Genomic DNA, 18,267 nt, shown 5'->3' with positions numbered 1-18,267 from the left:
TGGACCTATCTGTCTTGTCGCCGCTAAGCTGGGAAACAGTTGAGGCAGAGACAAGGCAGGTTCGCCATGACCATTCCGTCCACCACCAAGGCCCATGCCGAGCGGCACGACGCCATGCTGTCGGCTGCGGATGAACTGGCGCTGGCCCGTGCCTGGCGCGAGGCCGGAGACGTGTCCGCCCGGGCGCGGCTGGTCACCAGCCATCTGCCCCTGGTGCTGAAGATGGCCGGCCGGTTCCGCGGCTATGGCCTGCCGGTCGAGGACCTGATCGCCGAGGGCAATATCGGCCTGCTGCGGGCCCTGGACGGCTTCGACGCCGAGCGGGGGCTGCGTTTCGCCACCTATGCCCAGTGGTGGGTCCGCGCCACCATGTACGAATATGTCCTGCGCTTTTCGACGCCGGTCAGCTTTTCCGTCACCGCCGACCGCAAGCGGGTATTCTTCAAGCTGAAGGCGCTGAAAGCCAAGCTGCTGGGGCCGCGCGGCGGCCAGCTCAGCCCCGACGAGACCAGCGCCATCGCCCGCGACCTCAAGGTCGGGGTCCGCACGGTGACCGAGATGGACCGGCTGATGAGTCATCCCGCCCGCTCGCTGGACGCGCCGCTGGCGGCTGGCAAGACCGCCAGCCTGGGCGAATTGCTGCCCGACGAGCGTCCCGACGCCGAAGCCGTGCTTGGCGAGCGCCAGGAGATGACGCTGCGCCGCGACGCCCTGGCCCGAAGCTGGCCCGCCCTCAGTGAGCGCGAGCAAAATATCCTGACCGAGCGCACCTTGCGGGAGCGGCCGCTGCGCCTGGAGGACCTGGCCCGGCGCTACAACATCTCGCGCGAGCGGGTGCGCCAGATCGAGGCCGAGGCCATCCGGAAACTGCGCCGCCTGATGACCTCCGCCGCTCCCCGCCTGGCGGCCGGATAGGCCCGCGCCGGATATCCCCGCCGGCCGCCATTTTCCCGGCGGGGAAATCTTGCTCCGGCTCCTGGCCGGTGCCATAGTGCCGCGCCTTCGCCATCGAAGGCAGCGGCATTGTTGTCCATCCACAATATGTGGTATAGGCACCGCTCGAACACCATTGCATTGGGGTTGGTGACGGATCATGGCGGGTCATTCTCAGTTCAAGAACATCATGCACCGCAAAGGCGCGCAGGACGCCAAGCGGGCCAAGATATTCACCAAGCTGATCCGCGAACTGACGGTGGCGGCCAAGTCCGGCCTGCCCGACCCGGCCGCCAATCCGCGCCTGCGCGCCGCCATCGTCGCGGCGCGGGGCGCCAACATGGCCAAGGACACCATGGACCGCGCCATCAAGCGCGGTGCCGGCGGCGAGGACGGCGCCAATTACGAGGAGGTCCGCTACGAGGGCTACGGCCCCGGCTCGGTGGCCATCATCGTCGAGGGGCTGACCGACAACCGCAACCGCACCGCCTCCGAGGTCCGCTCCGCCTTTTCCAAGAACGGCGGCGCCATGGGTGAGACCAATTCGGTGTCGTTCATGTTCGACCGGGTCGGCGCCATCCGCTATCCGGTCGCCGCCGCCAGCGGCGAGGCCATGTTCGAAGGCGCCCTGGACGCCGGGGCCGACAATGTCGAATCCGACGACGAGGGGCACGAGGTGACCTGCGCTCCCGAGGACCTCGGCCAGGTGCGGGAAGCGCTGGAATCGCGCTTCGGCACGCCGGAATACGCCCGCCTGGACTGGAAGCCGCAGACCACCGTGCCCGTCACCGACGAGGATACCGCCCGGCTGCTGCTGAAGCTGCTGGACATCCTGGAGGACAACGACGACGTCCAGCGGGTCCAGGCCAATTTCGAAATTTCGGACGAGTTGATGGAGCGTCTCGGCGGCTAGGGGATCGAGCGTGGCCCAGGTCATGAGAATTCTTGGGCTGGACCCGGGGTTGCGCGCCACCGGCTGGGGGGTCATCGACGTGGTGGACAATCGCCTTCGCCATGTCGCCGACGGGGTGGTCAGGTCGGACGCGGCGCTGTCGCTGGCCGAGCGGCTGGTGCAATTGCATGACGGCGTCAACGCCGTCATCGCCGAATGGCGCCCCGAGGAGGCGGCGGTGGAGGAGACCTTCGTCAACAAGAACCCCGAAAGCACGCTGAAGCTGGGGCAGGCCCGCGGCGTCGTGCTGCTGGCTCCGGCCAGGGCTGGCCTGAGGGTGGGCGAGTATGCCGCCGCCCTGGTCAAGCAATCGGTGGTGGGAACCGGGCGCGCCGCCAAGGAACAGGTGGGCATGATGGTTCGCACCCTGCTGCCCGGCTGTCTCGCCGCCACTCCGGACGCCGCCGACGCCCTGGCGGTGGCCATCTGCCATGCCCATCACCGCAACACCCAGAAACGTCTGGCCGGAGCGCTGCGATGATCGCCCGGCTGAAGGGGCTGATCGATTCCGTGGGCGACGACTGGGCGGTGGTCGATTGTGGCGGCGTCGGCTATCTGGTGTCGTGCTCGGCCCGCACCTTGGCGCGGCTTCAGGCCGGCGTCGCCTGCGCCCTGTTCGTCGAGACCCATGTGCGCGAGGACGCCATCCAGCTTTACGGCTTCCTGGAAACCGGCGAGCGCGACTGGTTCCGCCTGCTGACCACGGTCCAGGGGGTTGGCGCCAGGGTGGCGCTGTCGATCCTGTCGGTGGCGACGCCCGAGCAATTGCTCCAGATCATCGCGGCGCAGGACAAGGCCGGCCTGACCCGGGCCGGCGGGGTCGGGCCGAAGCTGGCGCTGCGCATCCTCACCGAGCTGAAGGACAAGGCCGGCCGGATCAGCCTGGGCGGCCTCGCCCCGGCCGGTTCGGCCGTGGCCGCCGCCGCCGCGCCGCCCGCCGCCCCGGGCCGCATGGAGGACGCGGTGTCCGCCCTGGTCAACCTGGGCTACAAGCGGCTGGAGGCGTTCCAGGCGGTGGGCGAGACCGCCCGCGACCTGCCGGAGGACGCCGACGCCTCCACCCTGATCCGCGCCGCGCTGAAGCGCCTGGGCAAGGACCTGACGCGATGACGGTCATGACCTCACGGCCCGACAAGGAGCGGCATGGAAGACGGGCGTGCGGCCCGCATGCCCATGGCGCGACTAGCCCATTGAGGGCGCGCCGCCCGGCGTCTGAGGGGCCGAAATAATGAGCGGGAACCGCGAAATATCGCCAGAACAGCGGCCCGGCGATTCCGAGGGATCGATCCGGCCGCAATCGCTGGACGACTTCGTCGGCCAGCGGCAGGTCTGCGACAATCTGAAGGTGTTCATCAGCGCCGCCCGGTCGCGAGGCGAGGCGCTGGACCATGTGCTGTTCCACGGCCCGCCCGGCCTGGGCAAGACGACGCTGGCCCAGATCATGGCCCGCGAGCTGGGGGTGGGGTTCCGCGCCACCTCGGGGCCGGTGATCCAGCGGGCCGGCGATCTGGCGGCGCTGCTGACCAATCTGGAGCCGCGCGACGTCTTGTTCATCGACGAGATACATCGCCTTAATCCTGCCATAGAGGAAGTGCTCTATCCGGCGATGGAGGACTTTCAGCTCGATCTCATCATCGGCGAGGGGCCGGCCGCCCGTTCGGTCCGCATCGACCTTCCCCAGTTCACCCTGGTGGGGGCGACCACCCGTTCCGGCCTGCTGACCACGCCGCTGCGCGAGCGGTTCGGCATTCCCTGCCGGATGAATTTCTATACGCCGGAGGAACTGCAATCCATCGTCGGCCGGGGCGCCCGCGTGCTGGGATTCGGCCTGACCGCCGACGGCGCCGCCGAGGTGGCCAGGCGGTCCCGCGGCACGCCGCGTGTCGCCGGCCGCCTGCTGCGCCGGGTCCGCGACTTCGCCGCCGTGGCCGGTCGCTCGCCGGTCGACGCCGAAATCGCCGACGCGGCGCTGAACCGGCTGGAGGTCGACCAGATCGGCCTGGATTCCATGGATCGCCGCTATCTGCGCTGCATCGCCGAGAATTACGGCGGCGGCCCGGTGGGGGTCGAGACCCTGGCGGCGGCGCTGTCGGAAAGCCGCGACACCCTGGAAGAGGTGGTGGAGCCCTATCTGCTGCAACAAGGACTGATCCAGCGCACGCCGAGGGGGCGGATGCTGTCGGCCTCGGGGTTCCGGCATATCGGCCTCAATCCGCCCCGCGACCTGCTGGTGCAGATGGATCTTCTGGCGACCCTGCCGGAGGACGACGAATGACGCCTCGCGTTCATGTCTTTCCCGTCCGGGTTTATTTCGAGGATACCGACGCCGGCGGCATCGTCTATCACTCGGTCTATCTGAACTATGCCGAGCGGGCGCGGACCGAGATGGTGCGCGGGCTGGGCATCAGCCAGCGGGCGCTGCTGGAGCGGGGCGGGGGCACCGCCTTCGCGGTTCGCGGCGCCACCATGGATTTCCTGCGGCCGGCCAGGCTCGACGACCTGCTGCGGGTGGAAACCGGAATCGTCGCGGTGGGCGGGGCCAGCGTCGAGCTGGACCAGTCCATCCGGCGCGAGGATGACGGCGTGGAATTGGTTCGCATCGGGGTGCGGCTGGGCTATATCACCCTGTCCGGCAAGCCGGCGCGCATTCCGGCGGCCATCAGGGACTTGTTCGGGAACTGGATCAGGGAAAGGCGGTAGGAATCATGGATCCTTCTCAGACGGCGGCGGTGGCCGAGGCCGCCATGCAGCACGACCTCTCCATGTGGGCGCTGTTCCTGCGCGCCGACATCATCGTCAAGTTCGTCATGCTGTCGCTGATCGCGGCGTCGTTCTGGTGCTGGGCGATCATCTTCGACAAGCTGATCAAGGTGCGCCAGCTCGACACCCGCGCCGAGCAGTTCGAGGAGGCGTTCTGGTCGGGCGGCTCGCTGGAGGAATTGTACGACCGCATCGGCTCGCGGCCGCTGGACCCCATGTCGTCCATCTTCGTCGCCGCCATGCGGGAATGGCGCCGCTCCGCCGCCAAGGGGCTGGCGGACCGCGACAGCACCCGCGTCAGCCTGCCCCAGCGCATCGACCGGGTGATGACGGTGACCCTGGGGCGCGAGATGGAATTGCTGGAACGCCGGCTGGGTTTCCTGGCCTCGGTCGGCTCGACGGCGCCGTTCATCGGCCTGTTCGGCACGGTGTGGGGCATCATGAACAGCTTCCAGTCCATCGCTTCCACCAAGAACACCTCGCTCGCCGTGGTCGCCCCCGGCATCGCCGAGGCGCTGTTCGCCACCGCCCTGGGGCTGGTGGCCGCCATTCCGGCGGTGATCGCCTACAACAAGATTTCCAGCGATCTCGACCGCTATTCCAAGCGGCTGGAGAATTTCGCCGGCGAATTCGGCGCCATCTTGTCGCGCCAGCTTGAGGAGAAGGCCTGATGGGCGCCTCCATCGGCGGCCGCAAGGGCGGGCATTCCCGCCGGTTCCGTCCGGTGGCCGAGATCAACGTCACCCCCATGGTCGACGTCATGCTGGTGCTGCTGGTCATCTTCATGGTGACGGCGCCGCTGATGACCGCCGGCGTCCAGGTCGACCTGCCCAAGACCTCGGCGGCGCCGCTGAAGGGCGAGGACCAGCCCCTGTCGGTGTCGGTCGACGCCCACGGCAAGATCTGGATTCAGGAAACCGAGGTGCAGATGGACGAACTGGCCCCCCGCCTGAGAGCCATCACCGCCCAGAAGCCCGAGACCCGCATCTTCGTGCGTGGCGACAAGGCCGTCGATTATGGCCGCGTCATGGAGGTGATGGGGAACCTGAACGCCGCCGGCTTCTCCAAGGTGGCGCTGGTGACCGAGATCAAGGGTTCGGTCGATCCGTCCACCCCCGCCAGGAAGGGGGGGCGCTAGCCTTTCGCCATGGATTTGCGGCGCGACAGCTACGTCTACTCCGGCATCCTGCATCTTGCGATCTTCCTGATCGCGATGTTCGGGCTGCCGCAGTTCTGGCGCGATCCGCCCATGGACGAGCGGCCGATGGTGGTCGACATCGTCCCCATCGGCGAGAAGAGCAATCCGCCCCCCTTGCAGGACAACAAGCCCCAGCCCGAGCCGCAGAAGGCCGAGCCGGAACCGCCCAAGCCCGAGCCCAAGCCCGAACCGCCGAAGCCCGAACCGCCCAAGCCGGCTCCTCCTCCTCCTCCGCCGGCACCCCCGCCGCCGCCGGCCCCTCCGCCGCCGCCGCCCAAGCCGGAACCCGCCCCGGCGCCCAAGCCGGAACCGCCCAAGCCCGAGCCGCCGAAGCCGGAGCCGCCCAGGCCGGAACCCAAGCCGGAACCGCCCAAGAAGCAGAAGGCGGTGACCGACGAGCTGGATTCGCTGCTGAAATCGGTCGAGAAGAGAAAGCCGACGCCGGTGGACGAGATCGACAAGATGCTGAAGGCGGCCGAGAAGGCCAAGCCGTCGGTGCCGGAGAACAAGCAGGCCACCCAGACCCAGGCCCAGGCGGTGCGCGGCTCGGCGTCCAGCAATCCGCTCGAACCGGTGTCCATGACCGAGCAGGATCGCATCCGCGCCCATGTGGAACGGTTCTGGAACGTGCCGGCCGGCGCCAAGGACGCCGACAAGCTGATCGTCGAGATCAAGGTTTCGGTGCTGCCCGACGGCACCGTCACCGCCGCCGAGATCGTTCACGACGCGATGATGATGCTGAACCCCTATTACCAGGCTGCCGCCGACAGCGCGCGCCGGGCGGTGCGGGCCGCCTCGCCGTTGCCGATTCCGGCCAACAAGTACGAGCAGTTCAAGGACTTCGCCCTGAGATTCAATCCCAAATTCGCGGCAGGAAGGTGATTCCCATGTCTCGCATCCGCTCCCTTGCGGCGCTGGCCGCAACTGTCCTCCTCGGGGTTCTGGTTTCCCTCCCCGCCGGGGCCGAGGTTCGCATCGACATCACCCGCGGCCAGATGAAGCCGCTGCCCATCGCCATCCCCGATTTCGCCGGGGCGGGGCCGCAGGACGGCCGCGTCGGCGCCGACATCGCCCGGGTGGTCTCGGCCGACCTGGAGCGTTCCGGCCTGTTCAAGCCGGTCGATCCCAAGGCCTTCATCCAGACGGTGGCGTCGTTGCAGGTGCAGCCGCGCTTCCCCGACTGGAAGGCCATCAACGCCGAGGCGCTGGTGGTCGGCAAGGTCGAGGCCACTGGCGATGGCCGGATCAAGGTCGAATTCCGCCTGTGGGACGTGTTCGCCGAGTCGTACATGACCGGCTGGACCCTGGCGGCGGCTCCCGCCGACTGGCGGCGGCTGGCCCACAAGGTGGCAGACGCCATCTACAAGCGGGTGACCGGCGAGGACGGCTATTTCGACACCCAGATCGTCTATATCGCGGAATCGGGTCCCAAGAACGACCGCAAGAAGCGCCTGGCCATCATGGACCAGGACGGCGAGGGACACCGCTTCCTCACCGACGGCAGCGAACTGGTGCTGACGCCGCGCTTTTCCCCCAGCGCCCGCGAGATCACCTACCTGTCCTATTACCGGGGGGTTCCCCGCGTCTACATCTTCAACCTGGACACCGGCCGGCGCGAGGCGCTGGGAACCTTTCCCGGCATGACCTTCGCGCCGCGCTTCTCGCCCGACGGCAACAAGGTGGTGTTCAGCATGGCCGAGGACGGCAACACCGAAATCTACGAAATGAACCTGCTGACCCGGCAGAAGGCGCGGCTGACCAACAGCCCCGCCATCGAGACCGCCCCCAGCTATGCGCCCGACGGCTCGCAGATCGTGTTCGAGTCCGACCGGGGCGGCGGCCAGCAGCTTTACATCATGGGGGCGACCGGCGCCAACCCGACCCGCATCAGCTTCGGCGACGGGCGCTACGCCACTCCGGTATGGAGCCCGCGCGGCGACCTGATCGCCTTCACCAAGCAGAAGGGCGGGCAATTCTTCATAGGTGTCATGCGCCCCGACGGATCGGGCGAGCGCCTGCTGGCCGAGGGATTCCTGGTGGAAGGCCCGACCTGGGCGCCCAATGGCCGCGTCCTGTCGTTTTTCCGCGAGGCTCCGTCCGACGAGCGGGGGCGCGGACAGAGCGTGCGCCTGTTCACCATCGACCTTACCGGCGTCAACGAGAGGGTGCTGTTGACTCCGCTCGACGGCTCCGATCCCGCGTGGTCCCCCTTGATTCCCTAGAATTATCTTTGTATAGTCCGCCCCGATTGGGATTTATTTCGGAGACACTTGGTCCCAAGCTGAAGGTGTTTCCGAAAGAGGCGTGCCGGCCTGTCGGCCGGCACACAATCTTAGGGTCCGATCACGTTTCCGTCCCGCGTCGCATTGAGGGGGAGTCCTCAAATATGAAACTTCGTTTTCTGAGCATCTTTGCCGCCGCCGCTCTGCTGGCCGCCTGCGAATCCGCGCCGTCCGACACCGGCGCCAAGGGTGGCGCCGGCCAGACCGCTCCGGCCGCTTCCGCCGTCAAGACCATCGCCCCCGGCTCGAAGGAAGACTTCGTCGCCAATGTCGGCGATCGCGTCTTCTTCGACTTCGACAAGTCGGTCCTGCGCGCCGATGCCAAGGCCACCCTGGCCAAGCAGGCCGCTTGGCTGAAGAAGTATGGCAACTACGCCATGACCATCGAGGGCCATGCCGACGAGCGCGGCACCCGCGAGTACAACCTCGCCCTCGGCGAGAAGCGCGCCAACGCCGTGAAGGAATTCCTGGCTGCCAATGGCGTCGCCGCCTCGCGCGTCAAGGTCGTGTCCTACGGCAAGGAGCGTCCGGTCGCCCTCGGCTCGAACGAGGCCGCCTGGTCGCAGAACCGTCGTGGCGTCACCGTCCTGAACTAATCAGGGCATCGACGACGTGAAAATGGGCGTCCGCCCATCCGTTGGGTCTTCTGACCGGCGGATTGGGCGGGCGCCTTATTTTTGCCGTCAAGCCATTCCATGATCCGTCCTCCGGATTCTCCATTCTCCACGAGGTCGAGCCGTGCGCCGCATCGTCGCCATCACCATTCTCGCCACGCTGCTCGGCAGCGTCCTGTCGGCTCCTCCGGCCTCGGCCCAGACCGACGTTCGCGCCCTTTACGACCGCATCGACCGGCTGGAGCGGGATCTGGCGATCATGCAGTCCCAGGCCGCCCGCGGCGGCGGCGCCACCGTCGTCCGCTCGCCCGCCCTGGGCGGCGCCACCGGTGACGGCAGCGTCACCGGCACCATGGCGTCACACCTGGACGACCGCATCAACGTGCTGGAAGACATGGTCCGCCACCTTACCGGCAAGGCGGAGGAGGCCAATTTCAAGGCGACGCAACTGGCCAGGCAGATCGAGCGCATGCAGGCCGATATCGATCTGCGCTTCAAGGAAATCCAGGATCACCGCGCCCCGGGCGCGTCCGGCCAGCCCCAGCCGGGGCAGGCGCTGTCCATGCCGGCGGCGGGGGCCACCCAGCCCAACGGCGCGCCGGTCCTGATCCCGCCCAAGGGCGTTGTCCCCGGCTCCAACTCGGCCGAGGGCGAGGGGCCGGCGCCCGGACCGCAGGTGCTGGGCAGCATGCCGGAAAAGGACCTGAAGAAGGCGCTGGCCAAGCCGCCGGCGGAGCCGCCGCCGTCCGCCGCTCCTCCCGCCGTCCCCAAGGACCCGCAGGCCGCCTACGACATGGCCTACAAGCTGCTGGACAAGGGCGATTACGACGGGGCTGAAAACGGCTTCCAGGCCTTCCTGAAGGCTCATCCCGGCCACTCCCTGGCCGGCAACGCCCAATACTGGCTGGGCGACATCGCCTTCTCGCGGCGCAAGGACTTCACCCGGTCGGCCAAGCTGTTCGGCGAGGCCTACAAGAAGTATCCCAAGCACCCCAAGGCTCCCGACATGCTTTACAAGCTGGGGGCCTCGTTCGGCCAGTTGCAGATGAAGGATCAGGCCTGCCGCACCTATGCCCTGCTGTTCGCCGAGCATCCCGGCATGGCCGACCGCCTGAAGCGCGCCGCCACCGGCGACAGGCAGAAGCTGGGCTGCAAGTAACGGGCGGGGCGGGCCTGTCGCCGCCATGACCGCCGCCGCCCTCGGTTCCGACGAGTTCGCCGCCCTGATGGCGCGGCTGGAGCCGTTCGGGTCGCCGCCCCGCCTCGCGGTGGCGGTTTCGGGCGGGGCCGACAGCCTGGCCCTGGCGTTGCTGGCCGCCGGATGGGCCGTCGCCCGTGGCGGCGAGGCCGTGGCGGTGACGGTCGATCACCGCCTGCGGCCCGAATCAGGGCGCGAGGCGGCCATGGTCGGCGACTGGCTGGGCCGGCGCGGCATTTCCCATGTCAGTCTTCCCTGGACGGGCGTCAAGCCCGCCGCCGGCATCCAGGCGGCGGCGCGGGAAGCCCGCTATCGCCTGCTGGGCGGATTTTGCGCCGACCGGTCCATCCGCCATCTGCTGCTGGCCCATCACCGCGAGGATCAGGCGGAGACGGTGCTGCTGCGCCTGGGCCGGGGGTCGGGGGTCGACGGCCTGTCGGCCATGGCGGCCGAGCGGCCGACCGCCTGGGGACGGCTGGTCCGGCCGTTGCTGGACGTCCCGCGCGACCGTCTGCGCGCCACCCTGGCGGCGCAGGGCCAGGACTGGGTCGAGGATTCCTCCAACGCCAATTCCGCCTTCGCCCGGGTCCGGCTGCGCCGGCTGGCCCCCGCCCTGGCGGCGGAGGGACTGACCGCCGAGCGTCTGGCCGCCACCGCCCGGCGCATGGGCCGCGCCCGCGCCGCCCTGGAACAGGTGACGACGGAGGCGGCGGCGAGGCTGGCCGGCCTTCATCCCGCCGGATTCATCCGCTGCGACGCCGCCGGACTGGCCCGGCTTCCCGACGAGATCGGCCTGCGTCTGCTGTCCCGCCTGCTGAGGGCGGTTGGCGGTGGGGACTATCCGTCCCGGCTGGAACGGCTGGAGCGGCTGCATGGCGATGTCGCCACCGGGCTGGAGCGGCCCCGCACCCTGGCCGGGTGCCGGGTGGTTCCGGACGGCGGCGATCATATCCTGATCTGCCGCGAACCCGCCCGGACTGCGCCGCCGGTTGCGGTGATCGGGGGGCAAACCTTCGTCTGGGATGGCCGCTTCCGGGTCGAGGTGGCGGAAACGCCGCCGCCGGGGCTTCGCCTGGGGGCGCTGGGAAGCCGGCGGATCGCCGCCGTCTCCGGGGTGGAGTGGCTGCCGGCCTGCGTGCGCCCGACCTTGCCGGCCCTGTTCGATCAGGATGGTGTTTCCGCCGTGCCTCACCTCGGCTATAACCATCGTGTGGCGACGGCCGCGCTGCTCCGGCTGGAGCCGGCGTGGCCGGCCGAAGCGGGGCGTGTTCTTGTCTGGCCCTGATTCGGCACTATCTGTAGGGCTAAGCATTCCGGCCGGGACGGCCGCCGCCAGCGGCGGCGTCGCGGCCAAACCAGGAAGGACCCGACCTTGAACTTCAGCAAGAACCTGGCGCTGTGGGTCATCATCGCCGTGCTGCTGGTGATGCTCTTCAACCTGTTCCAGGCATCCTCGCCCCCGCGCGGGCCGGGTCAGACCGCCTATTCCGACTTCCTGACCGACGTGGAACGGGGCAGCGTCGCCGACGTCACCATCCAGGGCAACACCCTGACCGGCCATTTCACCGACGGCCGCGCCTTCTCCACCTACATGCCGCCGGACGCCAACGTGGTCGACAAGCTGCGCGGCGCCAACGTGCGCATCATGGCGGTGCCCCAGACCGAGGACGCGCCGACGCTGTGGAGCGTGCTGGTGTCGTGGTTCCCGATGCTGCTGCTGATCGGCGTCTGGGTGTTCTTCATGCGCCAGATGCAGTCGGGTGGCGGCAAGGCCATGGGCTTCGGCAAGTCCCGCGCCCGCCTGCTGACCGAAAAGACCGGCCGCGTCACCTTCGAGGACGTCGCCGGCATCGACGAGGCTAAGCAGGAACTGGAGGAAATCGTCGAGTTCCTGAAGGACCCGCAGAAGTTCCAGCGCTTAGGGGGCAAGATTCCCAAGGGCTGCCTGCTGGTCGGCCCGCCCGGCACCGGCAAGACCCTGCTGGCCCGCGCCATCGCCGGCGAGGCCAACGTGCCGTTCTTCACCATCTCGGGCTCGGACTTCGTCGAGATGTTCGTCGGCGTCGGCGCGTCGCGCGTCCGCGATATGTTCGAGCAGGGCAAGAAGAACGCGCCCTGTATCATCTTCATCGACGAGATCGACGCGGTCGGCCGCCATCGCGGCGCCGGCCTGGGCGGCGGCAACGACGAGCGCGAGCAGACCCTGAACCAGTTGCTGGTCGAGATGGACGGCTTCGAGTCCAACGAGGGCGTCATCCTGATCGCGGCCACCAACCGTCCCGACGTGCTGGACCCCGCCTTGCTGCGTCCCGGCCGCTTCGACCGCCAGGTGGTGGTGCCCAATCCCGATATCCTGGGGCGCGAGAAGATTCTGAAGGTCCACATGCGCAAAGTGCCGCTGTCGCCCGACGTGGACGCCCGCGTCATCGCCCGCGGCACTCCCGGCTTTTCCGGCGCCGACCTGTCCAATCTGGTCAACGAGGCCGCCCTGCTGGCGGCTCGCATCGGCAAGCGGGTGGTCACCATGTCGGATTTCGAGGCCGCCAAGGACAAGGTGATGATGGGGTCCGAGCGCCGCTCCATGGTCATGACCGAGGAGGAGAAGAAGCTCACCGCCTATCACGAGGCCGGCCACGCCCTGGTGATGATGCATGTGCCCGGTCACGAGCCGCTGCACAAGGTCACCATCATTCCGCGCGGCCGCGCCCTGGGCCTGACCATGTCGCTGCCGGAACGCGACCGCTATTCGCTGTCGCTGCGCCAGATCAAGTCCATGATCGCCGCCTTCTTCGGCGGCCGGGTGGCGGAAGAGATGATCTTCGGCCTCGACGCGGTGACCACGGGCGCTTCCAACGACATCCAGCGCGCCACCGAACTGTCGCGCAAGCTGGTGACCGAGTTCGGATTCTCGGAAAAGCTGGGGCCGCTGCGCTACAACGACAACCAGGAGGAAATCTTCCTGGGGCATTCGGTGACCCAGCACAAGAGCGTGTCGGAAGCCACCTCGGCCCTGATCGATTCCGAGGTTCGCCGCTTCGTCGAGGAAGGCGAGAACACCGCCCGCGACATCCTTGCCAAGTACCGCGCCGAGCTTGAGATCATCGCCAAGGGCCTGCTGGAATACGAGACCCTGTCCAGGGACGACATCGATTCGCTGATCCGGGGCGAGCCGGTCCACCGTTCCGACGGCGATTACCGTTCCAAGGACACGCCGCGCCGGTCGTCGGTTCCGTCGTCGGGACCGGCCACCGGACGGGGCAGCTTCGGCCCGGAACCGCAGCCGGGTGCCTGATCCGGCCGTTGCCTCCGCCTTCCGCCGAATCCCCGCCCTGCCGCGGGGATTCGAGCTGGCGGCCGAGGGAATTTCCCGCCAGCTTCATCTGTTGCCGACCGGGCTGGCCTGGGGCGAGCAGGCCGCCGCCGCCATCATCGCCGGTCAGGGCTGGCCTCTCGCCGACGGCTGGGCCGCCTTCACCGCGCTTGGGGTGCTGCTGCGGCGTCCCCACGGCGCCGACCTCGCCGTGGCCCCCTTTTCCGAGGTGGTGGCCTGGGCCGAGTCCGAGACCCCGGAGATCACCCGCCATGTCTCTGGCCTGATTCACCGCATCGGACGCCGCCGGCCGGCCTGGGCCGGGTTCGACCTGTCGCGCCCGTTGGTCATGGGCATCGTCAACGTCACTCCCGACAGTTTTTCCGACGGCGGCGAGGCGTTTCCGGCCGAAGCCGCCATCACCCGCGCCCTGGCCATGATCGAGGCCGGGGCCGACATCATCGACGTCGGCGGCGAATCCACCCGCCCCGGCGCCCAGCCGGTTCCGCCGGAGGAGGAGGAGCGCCGCGTGCTGCCGGTGGTCCGCGCCCTGGCCGAACGCGGCATCACGGTGTCCATCGACACTCGCCACGCCCGCGTCATGGACAGCGCCGTCGCCGCCGGAGCCGGCATCATCAACGACGTCACCGCCCTGGCTGGCGATCCGGATTCGCTCCGGGTGGCGGCCCGGTCCGGGGCCGATCTCTGCCTCATGCACATGCAGGGCGACGACCCGCGCACCATGCAGGCGGCGCCGCGCTACGCCTGCGCCCCGTTGGACGTGCTGGACGATCTGGCCGAGCGGGTGGCCGCCTGCGAGGCCGCCGGCATCGAACGCTCGCGCATCTGCATCGATCCCGGCATCGGATTCGGCAAGACGCCGGAGCACAATGCCCAGATTCTCGGCTCGCTGGCGCTGCTGCACGGTCTCGGCCTGCCGGTCCTGCTGGGAGTTTCTCGCAAGAGCTTCATTCCCCGGCTGAGCCGGGGCGAGGATGCCCGGCATCGCCTGCCCGGCACCCTGGCCGCTGAACTGGCCGGCGTGGACGCCGGCATGCATGTGCTTCGCGTCCACGACGTGCCCGAGACGGTGCAGGCGCTCGCCATCTGGCGGGCCATGCGGACGGGGGCGTGATCGGCCGTCGGCGCCACGCAGGTGCTGCGTTTCCGAACCGGAGGGAGGGCGTCATGGAATTCGACGGCGAACATCGTATCGGAGCGCCGCGGGAGAAGGTCTGGCGGGCCTTGAATGACCCGGCGGTGCTGGCCGGCTGCATTCCCGGCTGCGAAAGCCTGGAACGGACGGGGACGGCCAGCTATGCCGCGACGGTCGCGGTCAGGATCGCCGGGCTGTCGGCCCGTTTCTCGGGAAGCCTGTCGCTGGAAGACGTGATCGAGGCCGAAGCCTATACCCTGAGGGGCCAGGGGCAGGGCGGTGTCGCCGGATTCGTCGGCGGGTCGGCGCGGGTGGTTCTGGCCGACGACGGCGCCGCCACCGTGCTGCGATGGACGGCCAGCGGCCAGATCGGCGGCAAGCTGGCCTCGGTCGGCGGCCGCCTGTTGCACGGCTTCGCCGCCAGGACCGCCGAATCTTTTTTCCGGAATCTGAATAATAGCCTCGGGTGCCAACCCGATTGCATATGACTAGGTGTTTGTAGCTATATAGGGGTGTTACATTACGTTACATACAGATGCGAAGGTCCCCCCGCGCATGGATGCCTCCCCTCACTCCACCCCCCATCGTCACAAGACGCCCCGCCCCCAGGATTCGGCGGCCGTTCCCCGGCCCAGGCGCCGTCTGCCGAGGACCGAGCGCGAAAAGCTGATCGTGGCCGAGGCCATCCGCTTTTTCGCCGAGGTCGGTTTCGAGGGACAGACGCGGGCCCTGGCCCAGCGCCTGGGGGTGACCCAGCCGCTGCTCTACCGCTATTTCCCCGACAAGGACGCCCTGATCGACCGGGTCTACCGCGAGGTGTTCCTGGGGGGCTGGGATGCCGGCTGGGATGTGGCCCTGACGGACCGGTCGGTGCCGCTGGTCGAACGGGTGGTGGAGTTCTATCGGAGCTACACCAAGGCGAATTTCAGTTTCGAACGGGTGCGGCTGTTCATGTTCGCCGGGCTTAAGGACGAATCCATCGCCAACCGTTACATGCTTCACGTCCGCCAGCATCTGTTCGAGCCGCTGTGCCGCGAGATTCGGGCCGAGGCCGGCGTGCCCTCGGACTCGCCGGTGTCGCCGCTGGAGATCGAGCTGGTGGCGGGGCTGCACGGCGCCATCGGCTATGTCGGCCTGCGCCGCTGGGTCTATCAGACCCAGACCCCCGAGGACATGGAGACTGTGATCAGCCAGCTCGTGCGGTCCTATCTCGCCGGCATTCCCGCCGCCTTCCGCGCCTTCGCCACGGAAAGCGCTTGCTAAGCGGTTGCGGTGGGGCTACCTCTCCCTCAGGCTTTTCTTGAGGGGGGAAATCCACATGCGTGCGCATTTGATCTCGTTGGCGGCTGTCGCGGCCCTGGCCTTGGGGGGCTGCTCGTCGCCGCGCACGCTGGTTCCCAACACCACCGAGGGGCCGACCAGCTATGTCTGCTTCGCCAGCGGCTGGTCGTTGTCCATGGACGAGGTCAAGGCCGCCGCCACCCGCCAATGCGCCGCCTACGGCATGCAGGTGACCCGTTTCATCGGCACCAGCTTCGCCCCCATGAAATGCGGCCTGCTCACTCCCGAGGTCGCGGCCTATGCCTGCGGCCAGGGCGGCGGCTTCATGCCGCGCTGAGGCGGTACTGCCGCCAGATGTCGGCGGAATAGAGCAGGATTGCGACCCAGATACAGGCGAAGGTCAGCCAGTGGGCCGGTTCCGGCATCTCGCCGTAGGCCAGCACCGCCAGCAGGAAATGGCCGGTCGGGGCCATGTACTGGAAGAACCCCAGCGAGGCGTAGCGCATGCGCGTCGCCGCCGCCGCGAACCACAGCAGCGGCAGGGCGGTGACCGGGCCGCTGGCCGCCAGGATCAGGGCAAGCTCGACGCTTCCCCCCAGCATGGGGGCTCCTCCGGCCAGCACCCGCCAAGCCAGCCACGCCAGGGCGAACGGCAGCATCAGGCCGGTTTCCACCGCCAGGCCGATCAGCGGCGCCACCGGCAGCCGCTTGCGCAGCAGGCCGTAGATGCCGAAGGTCACCGCCAGGATCAGCGCCACCCAGGGCGGCGAGCCGGTGGCCACGGTCAGCTGGGCGACGCCCGCCACCGCCAGGGCCACCGCCAGCCATTGCAGCGGCCGCAGCCGTTCCTTCAGCACCATCACTCCCAGGGCGACATTGACCAGCGGGTTGAGGAAATAGCCCATGCTGGCTTCCAGCACCTTGCCGCCGCCCACCGCCGCGATGAACACCAGCCAGTTGACGCTGATGCAGGCGGTCGAGGCGGCCAGCACCGCCAGCCGTCGCCGCGATCCCAGCAGGACGAGTACGTCGTTCCAGCGCCGCTGCCATCCCACCAGGATCAGCACCGCCAGCAGCGACCAGACGATGCGCCAGGCCAGCACGTCGGCCGGGGGCAATTCGGCCAGCAGCCGCCAGAATGCCGGAAACAATCCCCAACTGCCGTAGCAGGCGATGGCGAACAGCACGCCCTTGCGGGCTTCGGCGGGGGATAGGGAAGTGGTCATACCGCGACCATGCCCGAGCTGGATTTCGACCACAAGCCCGCGATTTGCGGGAAAGTAATTGAAATTAAGAATTACTCGCATATAAGATCGCCTCTCGATCTTTCCGGAGGTGATCATGTGCGAATCCTGCAAGGCGGATGCTCTCCCGGTTCCGGTCGCGGGAAAGCGGCTGAGGCTTTCCGACCTGGAAACCGGGTGGTACTGCACCATCATCGGCACCTGTCTCAGCATGGGCGAATTGCGGCGGCTGGCGGTCAGGCAGGGGGCGGTGTTTCCCCGGCCCAATCCCACCGATTACGAGGTCCACACCGGGATGATCCAGCTGGCCTCCCGCGAGCGGGCGGTGTCCAAGGCCATCACCAAGCTGCTGGATCACAAGCACGCTTCCGCCCTCGGCCGCTTCCGCCGGGCCGCCTCGGTCGCCGACCTGGAGGCGCTGTGGCGCGACGCCATGGACAAGGGCGAGGTGGCCGGGGCCTGCTGGGCGCTGATGTCCCATCCGGCGGCGACCGAGACGCTGCGCGCCAGCGTGTTCGGGGAAATCCACATGCTGTCGCATCAGGTCGGCGCTGCCGCCCGTGTCGACCTGAAGCGATTCCACGACCTTCAGAAGGAAAACGCCGAACTGGAGGCCAGGGCCGCCCGCCAGCAGGAACGCCTGCGGGCCGAGACGGAGGCCCGCGACGCCAGCATCCGGGAACTGAAGGAGCGGCTGGACCTGGAACTGGCGGAAAACCGCCGGCTTGCCCATGCGGTCGACGCCGCGGCCGAACTGACGGCGCTGAAGGCGCTGGTGGGGGAATTGCGCCAGAGCCTGATTCTGGAGACCGCCGCCCTGAAATCCGCCGAAGCCGCCCGGCGGGATCTGGAGGCCAAGGCGGCCGAGGCCCTGCGCGAAAATCTTGATCTCAGCCAGGAGATGAACGACGTCCGCGCCGAGCTGGCGGCCATGGAATCCCGTCTGGGCGGCGTGTTCGATGGCGATGCCGCCGCATTCTGCGGCCGGACGTGCGGCCGGCCGGATCTGTGCGGCCGCTGCATCCTCTATGTCGGAGGGCGGGCCGGCCACGTCCAGCACATGCGCCGTCTGGTGGAGGAATGCAACGGCACCCTTGTCCATCACGACGGCGGCTTCGAGGAAAGCATGGGGCGGCTGTCGGGCCTGCTGAGCCAGGCGGACGCGGTGATGTTTCCGGTCGATTGCGTCAGCCACATGGCCCACGACCAGCTCAAGCGCCTGTGCAAGCGGTGGGAAAAGCCGTTCGTTCCCGTCCGCCGCTCGGGCCTGGGCGCCTTTCTGCGCGCCCTGGAGACGGTGGGGCACGCGCCGGCGGCGGCCGGCGGCTCGGCCTGAGGC

General features: G+C 68.6%; 20 protein-coding genes. 19 read left to right on the top strand and 1 reads right to left on the bottom strand.

The annotated features are described in order from the left end of the window. Positions 1-66: 66 nt before the first annotated feature. The 18 genes from MTBSS4_RS06030 to MTBSS4_RS05945 all read left to right on the top strand — a co-directional run bounded on the left by MTBSS4_RS06030 (position 67) and on the right by MTBSS4_RS05945 (position 16,021). Positions 67-915: an RNA polymerase factor sigma-32 gene (locus MTBSS4_RS06030; protein WP_173982495.1), complete on the top strand. Its 849-nt coding sequence runs from the start codon at positions 67-69 to the stop codon at positions 913-915. A 178-nt stretch (positions 916-1,093) separates the two neighbouring features. Beyond that, the gene (locus tag MTBSS4_RS06025) at positions 1,094-1,846 is read left to right on the top strand and encodes a YebC/PmpR family DNA-binding transcriptional regulator (protein ID WP_173982494.1); all 753 of its coding nucleotides are present in this window, start codon (positions 1,094-1,096) and stop codon (positions 1,844-1,846) included. 22 nt (positions 1,847-1,868) lie between these two features. Continuing rightward, positions 1,869-2,366 (top strand): crossover junction endodeoxyribonuclease RuvC, encoded by a 498-nt coding sequence (gene ruvC / locus MTBSS4_RS06020; protein ID WP_173982521.1) that lies wholly within the window; start codon positions 1,869-1,871, stop codon positions 2,364-2,366. Beyond that, on the top strand, positions 2,363-2,995 hold the full coding sequence (ruvA, locus tag MTBSS4_RS06015; protein WP_173982493.1) for a Holliday junction branch migration protein RuvA: 633 nt from the start codon (positions 2,363-2,365) through the stop codon (positions 2,993-2,995). Before ruvC ends, ruvA begins: the two co-directional genes overlap by 4 nt. A 118-nt stretch (positions 2,996-3,113) precedes the next feature. Beyond that, complete coding sequence (gene ruvB, locus MTBSS4_RS06010) at positions 3,114-4,160, top strand: Holliday junction branch migration DNA helicase RuvB (RefSeq protein WP_173982492.1); 1,047 nt, start codon at positions 3,114-3,116, stop codon at positions 4,158-4,160. Next, positions 4,157-4,585 (top strand): YbgC/FadM family acyl-CoA thioesterase, encoded by a 429-nt coding sequence (locus tag MTBSS4_RS06005; protein ID WP_173982491.1) that lies wholly within the window; start codon positions 4,157-4,159, stop codon positions 4,583-4,585. The genes ruvB and MTBSS4_RS06005 overlap by 4 nt, the downstream gene beginning before the upstream one ends. 5 nt (positions 4,586-4,590) lie before the next feature. Continuing rightward, positions 4,591-5,316: a protein TolQ gene (tolQ, locus tag MTBSS4_RS06000; protein WP_173982490.1), complete on the top strand. Its 726-nt coding sequence runs from the start codon at positions 4,591-4,593 to the stop codon at positions 5,314-5,316. Then, complete coding sequence (gene tolR / locus MTBSS4_RS05995; RefSeq protein WP_173982489.1) at positions 5,316-5,783, top strand: protein TolR; 468 nt, start codon at positions 5,316-5,318, stop codon at positions 5,781-5,783. The genes tolQ and tolR overlap by 1 nt, the downstream gene beginning before the upstream one ends. 9 nt (positions 5,784-5,792) lie before the next feature. Beyond that, on the top strand, positions 5,793-6,725 hold the full coding sequence (locus MTBSS4_RS05990; RefSeq protein WP_173982488.1) for a TonB C-terminal domain-containing protein: 933 nt from the start codon (positions 5,793-5,795) through the stop codon (positions 6,723-6,725). Further along, a complete protein-coding gene (tolB, locus tag MTBSS4_RS05985) occupies positions 6,722-8,065 on the top strand; it encodes a Tol-Pal system beta propeller repeat protein TolB (protein WP_254432406.1) in 1,344 nt (447 codons plus the stop codon). Before MTBSS4_RS05990 ends, tolB begins: the two co-directional genes overlap by 4 nt. Before the next feature lie 164 nt (positions 8,066-8,229). Further along, positions 8,230-8,721 (top strand): peptidoglycan-associated lipoprotein Pal, encoded by a 492-nt coding sequence (pal, locus tag MTBSS4_RS05980; RefSeq protein WP_173982486.1) that lies wholly within the window; start codon positions 8,230-8,232, stop codon positions 8,719-8,721. Positions 8,722-8,863: 142 nt separating this feature from the next. Further along, on the top strand, positions 8,864-9,898 hold the full coding sequence (gene ybgF, locus MTBSS4_RS22700) for a tol-pal system protein YbgF (protein ID WP_305792023.1): 1,035 nt from the start codon (positions 8,864-8,866) through the stop codon (positions 9,896-9,898). Positions 9,899-9,923: 25 nt separating this feature from the next. After that, on the top strand, positions 9,924-11,222 hold the full coding sequence (gene tilS, locus MTBSS4_RS05970; protein WP_173982485.1) for a tRNA lysidine(34) synthetase TilS: 1,299 nt from the start codon (positions 9,924-9,926) through the stop codon (positions 11,220-11,222). Positions 11,223-11,309: 87 nt separating this feature from the next. After that, positions 11,310-13,229, top strand: coding sequence for an ATP-dependent zinc metalloprotease FtsH (ftsH, locus tag MTBSS4_RS05965; protein WP_173982484.1), 1,920 nt, complete (start codon positions 11,310-11,312; stop codon positions 13,227-13,229). After that, positions 13,222-14,382: a dihydropteroate synthase gene (gene folP, locus MTBSS4_RS05960; protein WP_173982483.1), complete on the top strand. Its 1,161-nt coding sequence runs from the start codon at positions 13,222-13,224 to the stop codon at positions 14,380-14,382. The genes ftsH and folP overlap by 8 nt, the downstream gene beginning before the upstream one ends. 53 nt (positions 14,383-14,435) lie before the next feature. After that, positions 14,436-14,891, top strand: coding sequence for a CoxG family protein (locus tag MTBSS4_RS05955; protein ID WP_173982482.1), 456 nt, complete (start codon positions 14,436-14,438; stop codon positions 14,889-14,891). A 67-nt stretch (positions 14,892-14,958) separates the two neighbouring features. Further along, a complete protein-coding gene (locus MTBSS4_RS05950; RefSeq protein ID WP_173982481.1) occupies positions 14,959-15,666 on the top strand; it encodes a TetR/AcrR family transcriptional regulator in 708 nt (235 codons plus the stop codon). Between the two features lie 55 nt (positions 15,667-15,721). Then, entirely contained in the window at positions 15,722-16,021 is a 300-nt protein-coding gene (locus tag MTBSS4_RS05945) for a hypothetical protein (RefSeq protein WP_173982480.1), read from the top strand. Here the strand turns inward: MTBSS4_RS05945 and rarD are convergent. Then, entirely contained in the window at positions 16,008-16,910 is a 903-nt protein-coding gene (gene rarD, locus MTBSS4_RS05940) for an EamA family transporter RarD (protein ID WP_173982479.1), read from the bottom strand. The genes MTBSS4_RS05945 and rarD overlap by 14 nt on opposite strands. A 115-nt stretch (positions 16,911-17,025) precedes the next feature. On the opposite strand from rarD, the gene MTBSS4_RS05935 reads away from it, so the two are divergent. Then, on the top strand, positions 17,026-18,264 hold the full coding sequence (locus tag MTBSS4_RS05935) for a DUF2325 domain-containing protein (RefSeq protein WP_173982478.1): 1,239 nt from the start codon (positions 17,026-17,028) through the stop codon (positions 18,262-18,264). The last annotated feature ends 3 nt before the right edge of the window (positions 18,265-18,267 follow it).

It is taken from the genome of Magnetospirillum sp. SS-4 (genome assembly GCF_902729425.1).
GTDB lineage: Bacteria > Pseudomonadota > Alphaproteobacteria > Rhodospirillales > Magnetospirillaceae > Phaeospirillum.
This window is presented reverse-complemented; position numbering and strand designations above follow the sequence as displayed.